Genomic DNA, 15516 nt, shown 5'->3' on the forward strand with positions numbered 1-15516 from the left:
GCATAGCGCGTTCCAGGCATCAGCGCGGCCTGAAGTGTCGCCAACCCGGGTTGTTGTGATAGTAGTTGCGGGCGCGCATCTGATAGCTGTTCCAGTAGCCGGAGTGGAAGCGCCGCAGCGGGGGCGGTGCCGCGTGGATGCGCCACGGGCCGCTATACGACGAGCCGACATACCAACGACCACTATACAAATAGTAATACAAGCCGCTGTAGAAGAAGAGCGGATAGTTGTAGCCGAGAGCCACATAGACGCCGGGTGAGGGCAGCCAGACCATCTCTGGCGACCAGCTTGCGGGTGCCGCCGGCGGATAGCCGGCCTCGTACGGCGAGGGTGGAGGGGGTGTGGTCGCGGCCCCACCCACGGCACCGATGGCCCCGCCGATCAAGGCACCTGTCGCGGCGCCACGGCCACCGCCGGCAAGAGCGCCAATCGCGGCACCCGTGCCGGCACCGAGGGCGGCTCCTCCAAGAGCGCGCTGGCCGGGATCATAGGGATTGGTGCAGGCCCCGAGGCCGGCGGCCAACAGCAGCGCGAGCCCCAGCGGTGCCGACCGGGTACGCGGGCGACGGGTTTGCGCGATGGAGGGCGGGGCAGATGCGGTCGGGATCATATCGGGCTCCTGCTCTGTGAACCGGACGTTTGCCGGCTGAGCCACCGACGTGACAGCGCGCGTCTGATTTTTCATTGATCCCGATCAACGCTGCAATGTTTCGCAACATCAATTCTGCCTGGGGCAAAAAGGGGGCCGGCAGCTCCCGCTGCCCGGCCCCGCGATTGCGCCCAGGGTGGAATCAGAACAGCACGCCGGCCTCGACCACGAAGGTGGCCTGGTTGCGCCCGGTGCCGTTCGCACCGTAGCCGGTGCTGCCGTTATTGCTGATCTTGGTCAGATGCAGCAGGCCGAGATCGCCGCGGACGAACAGGTTCTTGTTCTGCCAGGTCGGCGTGACCGACAGGCCGTAGCCCTGCGCTCCGGGGTTGAGGAACCAGAAGCCGGGGCCGTTCGAGCTGAAATACTCGACCCAGCCGCCCAGCGAATAGGGGCTTTTGCCGAACGCGTAATCGGCGAAGAGCGCCGCGCCGAAATTGCTCGTGAACTTGCTGATGCCAACCTTCTGGTCAGGCTTCGCGTACACATACTGAACCTCCGGCACGAGGTTGAGGTTGCCATGCGTGTAGCTGTAATAGCCGCCGATCATCGTGGAGTTGATATAGTTGGCGCCATAGGAGCCGACGGTCGACTGGTTGTAGGGCGTTGTGGCGCTGCCATAGGTATTCGCGAGCAGGCCGGTATGACCCAGATTGGTCGCGCCGAACACCGAGAGCGCGTTGTTGTCGTTGAAGCTGTAGGTGACCAATCCCTGCAGGAAGTTGAACACCCCGGTGTCGAACCCGTCGCCGAAGGTCACGCTGGCGCTGACCGGTCCCATCGTGTAGGTCGCCGAAACGCCGCGGCTCTGCGAATTTTCGACATAGAAGAGGTCGGTCGTCAGCACGTTGGCGTTGTTCCAGTCGATGCCGGACTCGTAACCTTCGAGCGAACCGATCTGGCCGACCGAGATCGAGAAGTTCTTGGTCGGCGCGAGCGTGATATATCCGGCGTAGAGCGGGCCGGTGGAGAAGGTCTGCACCGAGGTCGCCGTGGGCTTGGTGCCCAGGGTCAGCGAGTTGTTCGAGCCGACCTGGATGGTGAACTGCACGAGGCCGCTGGTCTTCTGGACCTCGATCTGCCCGTTCATGAACTCGGCGCCGGTGCTCTTGTCGGTGCCCAGAAGACCGCCGCTCGTGCTGTTGCCGGTGCCGGAGAGCGCGTACATGTAGCCGTCGGCGCCGCCGCTGAGTTGGAGCGGGCCGAGCGGACCGCCGTCGATCTTGATCGCCGAGGGGCCATTGAATGCCTGCGCCGATTGCAGGGCGCAGAGCGAAATCGCCGCGCCAAACGAGGCGGCGATCAGCCGCGCGCGGTTCCGCCGGCCGGGCGTTCTGGAATGGTCTAAACTCATGATGCCTCCTTCAGGCTCTTGTTTCGTGTCTGCTGCACAAGTTTTCATCGTTCAACGACGGAAGATTCCGCTCTCGCGTCGCACAACGTGATTATGCCGCAAACCGCATGCCAGAAGATTGCGCAACCGCTCACATTCCAGGAGTGGAATCAGTTTCGATGGTAATGTGGCAGATTGGTTACAGTCAGGCGGAAGCCCGATCTGCGGCAAAAAATTCGCGCACCGCGGCGACCGTCTCGGCGAGGCCCTGCCGACTGACCGTGACGCCGGTTGGAAACGCGCTTTCGAGCCTCGAGGGAAAGGCGCGGTCGAGCAGGACGAATACGCCTCTGTCGCCGGCGCGACGGATGAGCCGCCCAAAGCCCTGCCTGAGGCGGAGCCGCACGATGGCGTCATCATAGGTCTTCGGATCGCCATGCGAGAGGTGGGTCCGGCGGACGCGGTGTAGAATGTCGGGCCGTGGCCAGGGCGTGCGCTCGAACACCACGAGGCGCAGCGCATTGCCCGGAATATCCACGCCGTCCCGCATCGCATCCGTGCCTAAAAGACAGGCATTTTGTTCGGCGCGAAAGCTGTCGACCAGCGTGGCGTTGTTCATCGCGTCCACATGCTGTGCAAAGAGCGGAATGTTTGCGGCATCGAGCGCCGGCGCGATGCGCGCATGCACGGCGCGCAGCCGCGCGATGGCGGTGAACAGGCCGAGCGCGCCACCGCCAGAGGCAAGGAAAAGGGCGCGGAAGGCGGAGGCCAGCGCCTCCGGCGTCTCGCGCAGATTGTCGCGGACGATGAAGATGCGGGTCTGCGCGGGATAGTCGAAGGGCGAGGCGAAGGCGGCGCGGATCGCCGGCGCTGCGAGATGGGTCGCGCCGGTGCGCGACTCGGCGCGTTGCCATTCGGCATCCTGCTCCACGTCATCCATCGCTGTGGTGCGGTCGCGCAGGGTCGCGGAAGTGATCAGCAGCCCGTGCGCCCGACTCGCCACCGCGTCGGCGAAGGCTTCGGTCGGGTCGAGCAGATGCGAAAGCAGGGCAATGTCGCGCCCCTGGCGGATGAACAGCACGTGGAACGGCCGCTCGCCAGGCTCGGGTGGCGCTTCGTTGACGGCGGCGAGCATGCGCCGCCAGCTCGCCACCGGATCGAGGGCGCGGCGCTTCAGGCTGCGAATCGCCGCCTCGATGCGCTGCCGTTCAGTACTGTCGATGGTGCCGGCCTCTTCGTCGAGTCGCGCCGCGAGCCGCTCGCGCAGCGAGGTCAGCGGCGCTTCCAGTCTGGCGAGATCCCGCGCGAGATCGGATGCGGCGGCGGCCAGTTCCGGCTCGGCCGGATAGAGATCCGCCTCGATATCAAGATTCGACTCGCGCTCGGCTGCGGTCGCACGGGCGCGGGCCTGAGCGGCGAGGGCGGTGAGAAACGCTTCGGCGGCACCGGGGCCGATCTGGTCGAGCGCTGCGGTCGGCTCGCCCAGTCGTGCCAGCATGGTCGCTCCCGGCAGCACCCGTGCCGCCGCGCGCAGCGCGTCGAGCGGTGCCGCAAGCCGTTCATCGGCGGCGACCAGATCTTCGAGCCGCCGGGCAAGGCCGCGCGCGCGAGACCGGCCGCCTTCGGCGCCGAGCAGCCAGCGGCGCAACTCGGCCATGCTCGCGCCGGAGAGTTCCGCCGCGAAGGCGGAATCGGCGGCATCGAACAGGTGGTGCCCCTCGTCGAACACATACCGCGTTGGCACGCTGGAATCGTCCAGCCCGCCCCAGACCGCCTGCGCCATGACCAGCGCATGGTTCGCGATCACCAGATCGGCACCGCGGGCGCGGCGGATCACGTGTTCGATCGTGCAACGCTTCCAGTGCGGGCAGGCTGAATGGATGCACTCGCCGCGCCGGTCGGCAATCTGCGGCAGCAGCCCCGAGCCGAACAGTTCGGCGAACCAGCCGGGCAGGTCACCTCCAGCGATGTCGTGATCGCTCGAGGCGAGCGCCCAGCGTGCGATCAGCCCGAGGGCAACCAGATTGTAACCGCGCGCTCCGGCGGCGGCGTCCTCGAAATTCAGCAAGCAGAGATAATTCTCCCGCCCCTTGCGAAGCACGACCCGCCGCCGTCGCCGCGCCGGATCGGGTTCCAGCCGCGCCGACTCCTGCTCGATCTGCCGCTGAAGGTGGCGGGTATAGGTGGAGATCCACACGCTTCCCTGGTTGCGCTCCGCCCAGAGCGAGGCCGGGGCGAGATAGCCGAGCGTCTTGCCCGTGCCGGTGCCCGCCTCGGCAAGCACGCAATGCGGCACGCCCTCGGCGGCGGGCGGCGCAAAGGCGGCGGTGGCCGCCGAGGCATAATCGGATTGGGCCGGCCGTTGTTCTGCGCCGCCGCCGAGCAGGTCGGCCAGCCGCCCCCGGGCCGCATCCTGCGGCACCGGATAGGAAGAGGGCGGCGGCCGGGGCGCCTCCTCCTGCCATTCGGGCAGGATCATGCCAAGACGCAACGCCGCGCGATCCGGCCTTGCTGCCGGCTGTCCGAGCGCTGCTGCCACAGGCTTCGCCCAGGGCCAGCCGGCCTCGCCCATCAGTGCGGCGAGCCCGGCGGCCCGGCGATTCATCGGCAGCGAGGCGCTCTGGTCGAGCCGGCCGAGCAGGGCGATGGCGATGTCCGGCAGCAGGGCGGCGGCGGCCTCGATCGTTGCCGGCGGGTCGAAATCGAGCGCGCGGGCGAGGCCGGAGGGTGTTGGTGCCGCCGTCACCGCCGGCATGACGAAAGCGAAGAGGTCGAGCAGGTCGAGGACGGGGATCGACAGGTCGAGCCGCTGCAATGTCGCCGCCTCATGCACGACCAGGGGCGGCGGCAGATCGCGCAGCGCGGCGCGTGCCTCGGCCACGGTCAGATGTCGCAGTTCGCCGTCGGGATCGAGGAGAGCCGCCCGGCCATGCGCCGTCACCAGCGACGGCGCGGCGGGAAGAATCAGGCGCGACGGGGTGTCCATGCGGTTTGTCTATCCCGCAGTGGCGGTTTCGCCAAAGCGCCGGACACTCAGGCAGCGATCCGCGCGAGCAGCGCGCCGACGACAGCCTCGAACATCGCCGCGGTCAGCCGCCCGGTATTGGTATTCAGCCGGGAGACGTGGAAGCTGTCCGCGAGTACGATACCGCCCGGCAGTTCCGTCATCGCGCCGTGGCTGAATTTCGCATGGCTCTGCTTCAGGCCGAAGGCCCGCAGCGTTGCCTGGTGGGCGATTCCGCCGAGAGCGAGAATGCCGCGCAACTGCGTCATCGCTGCGATGTCGCGGGCGAGGAAGCCGTTGCAGGCAGCGATTTCGGCGGGCAGGGGACGATTCTCCGGCGGCACGCAACGAACTGCGTTGATGATGCGGCAATCCCGCAATTCCAGCCCATCATCCGGCCGCTCGGCATAGACGCCGATGGCAAGGCCATACTTGATCAGCGTGGCATACAGCAGGTGGCCGGCGAAATCGCCGGTGAAGGGCCGGCCGGTCCGGTTGGCGCCACGCAGCCCCGGCGCGAGCCCGACCACCAGCAACCTGGCGTTCTCCGGCCCGAAACACGGCACGGGAGCGTTGAACCAGCCCGGGAATTTCGCATGGTTCGCTGCGCGAAACCCGGACAGGCGAGGGCAGAGCGCGCAGTCGCGCGCCGGTTGCGCCGACACGCCGGATCAGTCTTGCGTCGCTTCGGCGCGCTGCATCCGGGGCCGCGGTTCGGTCTGCCGCCGAGTGAACTCGTTGGCTATGTCAGCCAGGTCGACGAACTGATCAGACTGGCGGCGCAATTCGTCGGCGATCATCGGCGGGCTGGTCTTGATCGTCGAGATGACCGATACGCGCACGCCGCGCCGTTGCACCGCCTCGACGAGGCGACGGAAATCGGAATCGCCCGAGAACAGGATCGCATGGTCGATATGCGGGGCCATTTCCAGCATGTCGATTGCGAGCTCGATATCCATATTCCCCTTGACCCGGCGGCGACCGGCGCCATCAGTGAATTCCTTCGCCGGCTTGGTCACCAGCGTATATCCATTATAGGCCAGCCAGTCGGTGAGGGGCTTGAGCGGCGAATATTCTTCGGTATCGAGTAACGCCGAGTAATAATAAGCGCGCACGAGATTGACCCGGTCAAAAAAATCGAGAAGCCGCCGGTAATCGACATCAAAGCCAAGCGCCCGCGACGCGGCGTAGAGATTTGCGCCATCGATGAATAATGCAGTTTTTTCTTGTGGAAGCAGGCGCATGGCCGTAACCTTTCGACGTAAAATTTTTCGGAATAAATCAATCTGTTAAAAGCAGGTCGCCACATAACGTTTACGCGAAAGTTTCACATTAGTATAGTTATGTGTTCATGATCCTGATCGCACTCGGTGCCAACCTGCCCCTTACAGATGACGGCTCACCGTATGACACATGTTTTCATGCGGTGGAAGAGATGCAGAAAATTGAGACAATTCACCTTGAGGCTGTCTCATCCTGGTATCGCACGCGCCCGGTTCCGCCTGATCCGACGCAACCGGATTTCTGCAATGGTGTCGTCCGGTTTTCGGGAGCGCCTGATCCCGTTGCGCTGCTCGAGGCACTGCACGAGATCGAGGCTCGGTTTGGCCGCGTCCGGTCGGTTCCGAATGCGGCACGCACGCTGGATCTCGACCTGATCGACGTGAACGGGATGGTGCGGGAGACCGGGTCGCCGATCCTGCCGCATCCGCGCGCTCATCTGCGGACATTCGTGCTCCGGCCGCTGCTTGATGTCGCGCCTGATTGGGTGCATCCTCTGCTGCTACGTCCGGCAAGGGAATTGTTCTCCGCGCTGCCGGAACGTGCGGAAGGCGAAATCCGCCTCTGGTAGAAAGGGACGTCCCGGTTTGGTTGCATGCCGGGCGGCGCTCTGCTATTTTCAAAGCTGTTTCTGTTTTCCGGGTGCCTGCGGGCGCCCTGCTGGAGTGACCACATGGCACGCGTTACCGTCGAAGACTGCATCGAACAGATCCCCAACCGGTTCGAACTGGTGCTCCTCGCCGCCCAGCGCGCGCGGAACCTCTCCAGGGGCGCCTCGATCACGATCGATCGCGACAACGACAAGAACCCGGTGGTCGCACTGCGCGAGATCGCTGATTCCACGGTCGATTTCGGCGGTCTCGAGCAGGATCTCGTCAAGTCGCTGTCTCGCGTGCCGGACCCGGAACCGGCGGACGAAGAGGTTCAGGACCTCATCCCGACCGATCAGAACATCTTCGGCCTGCAGGACGTCTCCGCCGAGGAGGAAGCCGCAGCGATGGCCGCCGAATCCGAGGAGATGACCTCCGAGGACATCGCCGCGGCGATCGAGGCCGAACTCGGCGGCGGACGACCGCGCCGCTGAGACCGGTCTTTTTCCGGTGGGCGCGCCGCTTGACGGGATGGGCGTGAACCACCCCCTCCTCGCGCCCGAAGGTCTCGCGGGCACCGCCGTCACCCACGAGGCGCTCAAGCCGTTGATCAGCCGGATCAACGGCTATGACACGAAAGTCGATATCGCCCTGATCGACGACGCCTATGGCGTCGCATCCGAGGCCCATGCGGGGCAGACCCGCGAAAACGGCGATCCCTACATCACCCATCCGCTCGCGGTGGCGGACATCCTGGCCGATTACCGGCTCGATGCCCGCAGTATCGTCACCGCCCTGCTGCACGACGTCATCGAGGATACCAAGGTTACCCTCCCGGCGCTGCAAGGCCGTTTCGGCGCTGAGGTCGCCGGGCTGGTCGACGGCGTCACCAAGCTGACCCGCCTCGAACTTCAGTCGGACCGGACCAAGCAGGCGGAGAATTTCCGCAAGCTCGTGCTGGCGATGAGCAAAGATATCCGTGTTCTGCTCGTCAAGCTCGCGGACCGCCTGCACAATATGCGCACGATCCATTTCGTCCGCTCACCGGAGCGCCGCGCGCGCATCGCGCGCGAGACGATGGAGATCTACGCGCCGCTTGCCGAGCGCATCGGCATGGACCGGGTGAAGGTCGAACTGCAGAACCGCGCCTTCGCGGTGCTCGACCCCGAAGCCTACGACTCGATCCAGGCCCGGCTGAACTTCCTGCGCGGCCAGGGTGCCGATGTCATCGACGAGGTGCGCGCCGAACTCGGTCGGATCCTCAAGGAGGCTGGGGTCGAGGTCATTGATATCTCCGGTCGGGAGAAGTCGATCTACTCCATCTGGGAGAAGATGCAGCGGCGCAACGTTGCCTTCGAACAGTTGTCGGACATCATGGCATTCCGCATCATCGTGCCGACACGCGAGCAGTGCTACGTCGCCCTCGGCGCGATCCACGCGGCCTTTCCGGTCATTGCCGGCCGATTTAAGGACTACATCTCGACCCCGAAGGCGAACATGTATCAGTCGCTCCATACCGGGGTGACGTTGCGCCATCCGCGCAACCAGAAGATCGAATTGCAGATCCGCACACCGGAGATGCATGCGATCGCGGAAAACGGCGTCGCCGCCCATTGGCTCTACAAGCAGGGCGAGGCCTCTGCCGCCGACGTCAAGCAGTTCCGCTGGGTGCAGGACCTGCTCGAAATTCTCGAGAACTCTTCTGCGCCTGACGAATTCCTCGAGAATACCAAGCTTGAGCTCTATCAGGATCAGGTTTTCTGCTTCACTCCGAAGGGGCAGCTGATTCAGCTGCCCCGCGGCGCGACGGCAGTGGATTTCGCCTATGCGGTGCATTCGCAGATTGGCGATACCTGTGTTGGCGCCCGTATCAACGGCCGGCTGATGCCGTTGCGCTACGAACTGCAGAACGGCGACCAGGTCGAGATCCTGACCGCCCGTGGCGGAACGCCCTCGCCGTCGTGGGAGCGTTTCGTCGTCACCGGCAAGGCGCGGTCGCGGGTGCGCCGCTTCATCGCCGGCCAGTTGCGCGAGCAGAATCGCGACCAGGGCAAGGCCGCCCTCGCCAAGGCATTCCGCCAGGACGGCGTGGACGGTTCCGAAAAAGTTCTGGAAGTTGCGCTGAAGGCGCTCAAGCAGGCCAGCCTCGACGACCTCTATGTTGCGGTCGGCACCGGCAATCTCGCAGCCCGGGATGTGGTGCAGGCGGCTTATCCGGATCTGCGCGAAAGCCGTGCGCCGCGCATGGTGCCCGGCATGCTCGCCCGAGCGCCGCGGCCGCCCGCGCGCGGAACCGGCCTGCCCATCACCGGGCTGATTTCCGGCATGGAGGTGCATTACGCCGGCTGCTGCCACCCGCTGCCGGGCGACAAGATCGTCGGCATCATCGCCACCGGAAAGGGCGTGACCATCCACACGCGCGACTGCCTCACCCTCGAGACCTTCGCCAACACGCCGGAGCGGTTCATCGATGTTGACTGGGATTACGCCCAGATCGGCCCAGGCAAGGAAGGCACGCGCGATGGCAACGGCCGCGAACGGCCGTTCACCGGGCGAATCAGCGTGATCGCCTCCAACGCGCCGGCGACCCTCGCCAACATCGCCAACGCGGTCGCCAAGCAGGACGGCGCGATAGCCAATCTCAAGATCATCCACCGCCAGCAGGATTTCTTCGAATGCCTGATGGATGTCGAGGTGCGCGACCTGCGGCATCTCTCCCAGGTCATCGCCGGGCTGCGCGCCGCCGGCGGCGTTGCCCAGGTCGATCGCGCCCGCACCTGACCCCGCCGGGTTGGCGCTGCCGCCCTCTATGGCTATGACGCTCGCATGATCATCGGCATCGGCTCCGACCTGTGTGACATCCGCCGCGTCGAGCGCACGCTCGAACGCTTCGGCGAGCGGTTCATCCAGCGTGTCTTCACCGAAACCGAGCGCCGCCGCGCCGCCCGGCGCCCGGCGCAGTTCGCCGCGACCCTCGCCAAGCGCTTCGCCGCCAAGGAAGCCTGCGCCAAGGCGCTCGGCACCGGCTTTCGCCGCGGCGTATTCATGTCGGACCTCGGCGTCGTGAATCTCCCGAGCGGCCAGCCGACGCTCGCCCTCACCGGCGGCGCTGCCGAGCGTCTCGCCGCGCTCACGCCCCCCGGGCGCAGTGCCTTTGTCCATCTCTCGTTGACCGATGAATATCCCTACGCCTACGCGCATGTGATCATCGAAGCGCGGGACGGCGCGTGACGCGATGACCGCTCCGGCGACGGTCGTGCCGGTCTGCCGGCATTTCGGCGTCTGCGGTGGCTGCAGCGCGCAGGATGTCGCCCCTGCCGCGCTTGCCGAGGCGAAGCACGCCCGGCTTGCCGCCGCCCTCGCGCGGGCCGGCTTCGCCGACCCGCATCCGGCGCCGGTGGTCTCGATCCCGATGGGCACCCGCCGGCGGGCGGATTTCGCCGTCGCGCGCGTCGCCGGCGCCGTCCGGCTCGGCTTTCACGAGACCCGTTCCCGCACGGTGGTCGACATTGCCGAATGCCCCCTGCTGCGGCCCGAGCTCGAAGCGCTGATCGACCCGCTTCGCGCGCTGCTCGCCCGGTTGCAGGGGCTGCGCAAGAGTGCCGATGTCCGGGTCAACCTCCTCGATGCCGGGGCGGACGTGTCGGTCGCGCTCGATGGCGAGGCCACCGCCGCCGACCGGGCGCGGCTGGTCGCCTTCGCGCAGGAACACGACCTGCCGCGGATCAGCCTCGGCGCCGAGCCGGTGCTGATCCGCCGCCCGCCCACGCTCGACTGCGCCGGCCTCGTCGTCCTCCCGCCGCCCGCCGCCTTCCTGCAACCGAGCTTCGAGGGCGAGGCGGCGATCCGCGCCGCCGTGCTCGCCGGCCTGCCGCCGAAGCTCACCCGCAAGTCGCGGATCGTCGAGCTCTATGCCGGAATCGGCACCCTCACCGGCGCGCTCGCCGCCCATGCAAGGGTGCATGCGGTCGAGGGCAGCGCCCCGGCGCTGGCCGCGCTCGATGAGGCGGCGCGGACCGGCGGCCAGGCCGGCCGGATCGACACCGAGCGGCGCGACCTCGCCCGCCGCCCGGTCACCGCGAAGGAACTTGCCGGTGCTGCCTGCGTCGTGCTCGATCCGCCCTTCGATGGCGCCGGCCCGCAAATCGCCCCCCTGGTCGAGGCGAAGGTGCAGCGCATCGTCTATGTCAGCTGCAACCCCGAGGCGCTCGCGCGCGAGGCCGCCCCCTTCGCCCGCGCCGGCTACCGCCTGCTCGCTTCCACCCCGATCGACCAGTTCCCCGGCTCCGACCATCTCGAAAGCGTCGTCGTCCTCGGCCTCTGACCGGAACGCGGGGCAGCAAAACCTTGCGCGCGGCGAAGCCGCCATGTTACTCATCCTTGCATGAGCCAGACGGTTTTCCGTTCCGCGCTTTTCCTGCCCCGCGCCGCCACCGTGCTGCGGAGCCTTCCGCTCGCGCTTCGACTTATCGACCCCTGGGCGTAACACCCGGCTGAAAACCGGCACGCACAGGGGAGAAAGACGAGGCTACCCAACGGTTCCCCAGCAGAGCGAGTGCATTCCATGACGATCCATCACCCGAATTTCGGCGCGGTCCCCGACGATCGCGTGTTCATCTTCGACACCACCCTGCGCGATGGCGAGCAGTCGCCCGGCTTCTCGATGAATCTCGACGAGAAGCTGCGCATGGCCGAAGCCCTCGCCGAACTCGGCGTCGACGTCATCGAGGCCGGCTTCCCGATCGCGAGCCAGGGCGATTTCGAAAGCGTGCGCCGCATCGCCGAAACCATCAAGGGGCCGGTCATCGCCGGCCTCGCCCGCTCCGGCCGCGACGACATCGTCCGCGCCGGCGAGGCGGTGAAGCCGGCCGAGCGCAAGCGCATCCACACCTTCATCTCCACCTCGCCGCTGCACATGAAATACAAGCTGCGGATGGAGCCCGACGCGGTGCTCGAGGCGGTGGTCCGCTCCGTCACCCTCGCCCGCGACTATACCGACGACGTCGAGTGGTCGGCCGAGGATGGCAGCCGCACCGAGCCCGATTTCCTCTGCCGCTGCGTCGAGGCGGCGATCCGCTCCGGCGCGACGACGATCAACATCCCCGACACGGTCGGCTACGCCGTGCCGGAAGACATCGCGCGGATCTTCACCATGCTGCGCGAGCGCGTCCCCGGCGCCGATGCAGTGATCTTCTCGACCCACAACCACAACGATCTCGGCCTCGCCGTCGCCAACACCATCGCCGCGATCAAGGCCGGCGCGCGCCAGATCGAATGCACCATCAACGGCATCGGCGAGCGCGCCGGCAATGCCGCGCTGGAAGAGATCGTGATGGCGATCCGCACCCGGCACGACGCGGTGCCCTACCGCAACAATATCGACACGCCGCGCATCCTGCGCACCTCCAAGCTGCTCGCCACCATCACCGGGTTCGACGTGCAGCCCAACAAGGCGATCGTCGGGCGCAACGCCTTCGCGCATGAAAGCGGCATCCACCAGGATGGCGTGCTGAAGAACGCCGCGACCTACGAGATCATGACGCCCGAATCGGTCGGCTGGCAGAAGACCAGCCTCGTGCTCGGCAAGCATTCCGGCCGCGCCGCCTTCCGCGACAAGCTGCGCGCCCTCGGCTATGGCGAGGTCGGCGACAACGCGCTGAACGACGCCTTCCGCCGCTTCAAGGACCTCGCCGACCGCAAGAAGCTGGTCTACGACGAGGACATCGCCGCCCTGTTCGACGAAACGGTGCTGCGCGACCAGAGCCGCATCCGCTTCGTCGCGCTGGAAGTCTGGGCCGGCTCGAAGGCGAAGCCCCGCGCCCGGCTCGAACTCGAGGTCGATGGCGAGATGAAGGTGCACGAATCGCATGGCGACGGCCCGGTCGATGCCACCTTCAACGCCATCCGCGCGATCTGCCCGCACGAGGCGGAACTGAAGCTCTTCACCGTCGGCGCCGTCACCGAAGGTACCGATGCGCAGGCGAAATGCGGTGTGCGCCTCGAGGAAAACGGCAAGAGCGTCGATGGCCAGGGCTCGGATACCGACACGATCGTCGCCGCCGCCCGCGCCTATGTCCACGCGCTCAACAAGCTGATCGTCAAGCGCGAGCGCAAGGAACCGGCGGCGCTGACCGCCTGACCCGACCCCTTCTGGCGGGCGGCGCGATAGAGCATTTTCCGATCCTAATCGATCGGATGATGCTCTATCATATTGATAAACAGAGCATCTTTATCTGATCGGATGATGCTCTACCCGTCCGCCAGAAATTCCTGGAGCGCGGCCAGCGTCGCCTCCGGGGCTTCCTCGGCGAGAAAATGACCCGACTCGATGGCCTGCCCCTCCACCGGGCCTGACGCATATCCGCGCCAGATCTCCAGCGGATCGTAGAGCGCGCCGACCAGCCCGCGCGACCCCCACAGCACCTTCAACGGCGCGGCGATCCTCTCCCGCCGCGCCCGGCTTTCGCGGTCGTGTTCGAGGTCGATCGTCGCCGCCGCGCGATAATCCTCGCAGATCGCCGTTACCGTCGCCGGGTCGGCCATCGCCCGCCGGTAATCCGCCATCGCCGCCTCGTCGAACACCGCCCGCGCCGTCTTGTGCCGGGCGGTCTGCGACAGCAGCCAGTATCCGGCGTCGCGGTTGATCAGGTCCTCCGGCAGCGGTGCCGGCTGGGCGAGGAAGAACCAGTGATAATAGCCCATGGCGAAGCGCATGTCGGTGCGTTCGAAATGCTCGATCGTGGGAATGATGTCGAGCAGCGCGAGCCGCGAGATCCGGTCGGGATGGTCGAGCGCCAGCCGGTGCGATACCCGCGCCCCGCGATCGTGGCCGACCAGCGCGAAGCGGCCGATCCCGAGATGTGCCGCGAGGTCGACGATGTCTTGCGCCATGCGCCGCTTGGAATAGGCTTCGTGGTCCGCACTCGCCGCCGGCTTGTAGCTGTTTCCATAGCCGGTGATGTCCGGGCAGATCACGGTGAATCGCGCCGCCAGCGCGGGGGCGATCCGGTGCCACATGCAATGGGTCTGCGGCATGCCGTGCAGCATCACCAGCGGCGGCCCGCTGCCGCCGCTGCGCAGCCGGAAGTGCCGCCCGTCGCCGAGATCGGCCGTCGATTCGCTGAACCCCTCGAAAAACCCGCTCATCTCCGCTCCCGGCATGTGTTGGCGAACACCGCAAGCAGCGGTCCCGCCGGCGCAGAGTGCCAGCAGGGTGCGGCCTTGAACAGGGCGGCGAGACGCGGCACCAGCGCGCGGCTGGCCCCATCCGCCTCGATCCGTGCGACGGCGATGCGCGGATACGGCCGTGCCGCCGCCAGCACCGCCGCTCCCGCCGCCCGCGCCACCAGAATGTGCATCTGCGCCGGCGCCGCCGCCACGAACGGTCCCGGCACGCCCACCCCGTCATTGCCGAACGGGACAATGACCAGCGTGCCCGCCGGCAGACGCGCCGCCGCCCGCACCATGCGGGCGGCCGGCTGCATCGTCGCCGGCGAAAGCGCGAGCCCCGCGATCGACGCCGCCCCGACCGCCAGCGAGGCGGCGAGCGCCCACGGCCGCCGCCGCAGCGAGGCGGCCAGCGCCAGCCCGGCGAAGGGCAGGCCGAGCCACACATAGCGCATCTCGAAAGGCTGGTTGCCGAACGCCGCGCCCAACGCCAGCAGGCCGAGCGGCGGTGCCGCGAACCCCGCCGCGAGCAGTGCCCGGTCATCCCGCCCGAGCGCCCGCCGCCTGTCGTGAAGGACGAGGATCAGCAACCCGGCCAGCCCCACCCCCAGCACCGCCGCAACCGGCATTGCGAAGGCGGCCGGCACCTCGCGGGGCAGGGCGCCGAGCAACGCGCCGGCCTGGTCCCGCGCCAGCGCGCCCAGCGCCGGGGCGAGGCGAAACGGTGGAAACTGCCCCCGCCGCGACCCCGCCTGGGCGAGAAAAAACCACAGCCCCGCCGGCAGGAACGCCGCCCCGCCCAGCGCCGCCGCCAGCCACACTCGCCATTGCCGCCACGTCATCCAGGCCAGCCAGAGACCCACCGCAACCGCGGTAAAGCTGGCGAGGTAATTGCTGAAACACGCGGCCCCCAACAGCGCGCCGGCGCAAAACCCGGCGCGGGCGCTGCCGCCGCGCGCCGCGTCGATCGCCAGCAGCGTCCCCGCCATCGCGCAGAGCGTCGCCAGCGCGAAATCCCGCGCCACGATGCCGGTATAGGCGAAGCCGTAGAACAGCGTCGTGATCGCGATCGTGAGGGACGGGCTGATGCCCATCCGCAAGGCGATCCGCCCGAGCAGCGCCAGCGCGCCCAGCGTCTCCACGACCGAGAGCAGCCGCAGCCGGAACAGCCCGACCCCGAGCGCGTCGCGCCAGAGCGACAGCAGCCAGAAATACAGCGGCGGATGCACATCGCCCCGCCGCAAGCCCGTCGCAATCGCGCCGAACCCCGCATGGCCGCGATAGAACGCCCGCGCCGCGCCGGCGCCGAAGGGCAGGGCGGGCCAGTCCGGCCGCGGATGCCCGGCAACGAGGAAGACGGAATAGAACTCGTCATACTCGCCGCCGCGGCGCCACGCGATCGCGACGAGCAGGATCGCGGCGCCGCACAGCGCGGGCGCAAGGCGGGCAGGGCGCATGGCTTCAGCTCCGGGCTTACCCCGAATAGCAACCA

Annotated in this window: 13 protein-coding genes; 6 read left to right on the forward strand and 7 right to left on the reverse strand. The window is 67.4% G+C overall.

Translation table 11 applies throughout. The features are described 5' to 3' along the window. Positions 1 to 19: 19 nt before the first annotated feature. The 5 genes from ACRY_RS18955 to ACRY_RS05085 form a co-directional block, all read right to left on the reverse strand. Positions 20 to 610: a hypothetical protein gene (locus tag ACRY_RS18955; protein WP_011941584.1), complete on the reverse strand. Its 591-nt coding sequence runs from the start codon at positions 608 to 610 to the stop codon at positions 20 to 22. Positions 611 to 791: 181 nt separating this feature from the next. After that, on the reverse strand, positions 792 to 2003 hold the full coding sequence (locus ACRY_RS05070) for an outer membrane beta-barrel protein (RefSeq protein ID WP_011941585.1): 1212 nt from the start codon (positions 2001 to 2003) through the stop codon (positions 792 to 794). 184 nt (positions 2004 to 2187) lie between these two features. Further along, positions 2188 to 4968 (reverse strand): ATP-dependent DNA helicase, encoded by a 2781-nt coding sequence (locus ACRY_RS05075; RefSeq protein WP_011941586.1) that lies wholly within the window; start codon positions 4966 to 4968, stop codon positions 2188 to 2190. Between the two features lie 47 nt (positions 4969 to 5015). After that, positions 5016 to 5651 (reverse strand): uracil-DNA glycosylase, encoded by a 636-nt coding sequence (locus ACRY_RS05080; RefSeq protein ID WP_011941587.1) that lies wholly within the window; start codon positions 5649 to 5651, stop codon positions 5016 to 5018. 6 nt (positions 5652 to 5657) lie between these two features. Beyond that, positions 5658 to 6230, reverse strand: a complete 573-nt coding sequence (locus ACRY_RS05085) for an NYN domain-containing protein (RefSeq protein ID WP_007421783.1) — start codon at positions 6228 to 6230, stop codon at positions 5658 to 5660. A gap of 101 nt (positions 6231 to 6331) precedes the next feature. On the opposite strand from ACRY_RS05085, the gene folK reads away from it, so the two are divergent. The 6 genes from folK to ACRY_RS05115 all read left to right on the forward strand — a co-directional run bounded on the left by folK (position 6332) and on the right by ACRY_RS05115 (position 12996). Then, a complete protein-coding gene (gene folK, locus ACRY_RS05090) occupies positions 6332 to 6838 on the forward strand; it encodes a 2-amino-4-hydroxy-6-hydroxymethyldihydropteridine diphosphokinase (protein ID WP_043509063.1) in 507 nt (168 codons plus the stop codon). Between the two features lie 102 nt (positions 6839 to 6940). Beyond that, positions 6941 to 7351 carry a DNA-directed RNA polymerase subunit omega gene (gene rpoZ, locus ACRY_RS05095; RefSeq protein WP_007421785.1) on the forward strand — a complete coding sequence of 137 codons (411 nt, stop codon included), beginning with the start codon at positions 6941 to 6943 and terminating at the stop codon, positions 7349 to 7351. A gap of 37 nt (positions 7352 to 7388) precedes the next feature. Beyond that, positions 7389 to 9638, forward strand: a complete 2250-nt coding sequence (locus tag ACRY_RS05100; RefSeq protein ID WP_011941589.1) for a RelA/SpoT family protein — start codon at positions 7389 to 7391, stop codon at positions 9636 to 9638. Between the two features lie 45 nt (positions 9639 to 9683). After that, a complete protein-coding gene (gene acpS / locus ACRY_RS05105) occupies positions 9684 to 10088 on the forward strand; it encodes a holo-ACP synthase (RefSeq protein ID WP_007421787.1) in 405 nt (134 codons plus the stop codon). 4 nt (positions 10089 to 10092) lie between these two features. Continuing rightward, positions 10093 to 11181, forward strand: coding sequence for a class I SAM-dependent RNA methyltransferase (locus ACRY_RS05110; protein ID WP_011941590.1), 1089 nt, complete (start codon positions 10093 to 10095; stop codon positions 11179 to 11181). A gap of 240 nt (positions 11182 to 11421) precedes the next feature. Next, a complete protein-coding gene (locus ACRY_RS05115) occupies positions 11422 to 12996 on the forward strand; it encodes a 2-isopropylmalate synthase (RefSeq protein ID WP_007423002.1) in 1575 nt (524 codons plus the stop codon). A gap of 110 nt (positions 12997 to 13106) precedes the next feature. Here ACRY_RS05115 and ACRY_RS05120 read toward each other — a convergent pair whose 3' ends face one another. Beyond that, the gene (locus tag ACRY_RS05120; RefSeq protein ID WP_011941591.1) at positions 13107 to 14003 is read right to left on the reverse strand and encodes an alpha/beta fold hydrolase; all 897 of its coding nucleotides are present in this window, start codon (positions 14001 to 14003) and stop codon (positions 13107 to 13109) included. Continuing rightward, positions 14000 to 15481, reverse strand: coding sequence for a glycosyltransferase family 39 protein (locus ACRY_RS05125; protein WP_043509064.1), 1482 nt, complete (start codon positions 15479 to 15481; stop codon positions 14000 to 14002). Before ACRY_RS05125 ends, ACRY_RS05120 begins: the two co-directional genes overlap by 4 nt. Between the last annotated feature and the right edge of the window lie 35 nt (positions 15482 to 15516).

Origin of the sequence: Acidiphilium cryptum JF-5, from assembly GCF_000016725.1 — a bacterium.
GTDB classification, from domain to species: Bacteria; Pseudomonadota; Alphaproteobacteria; order Acetobacterales; family Acetobacteraceae; genus Acidiphilium; species Acidiphilium multivorum.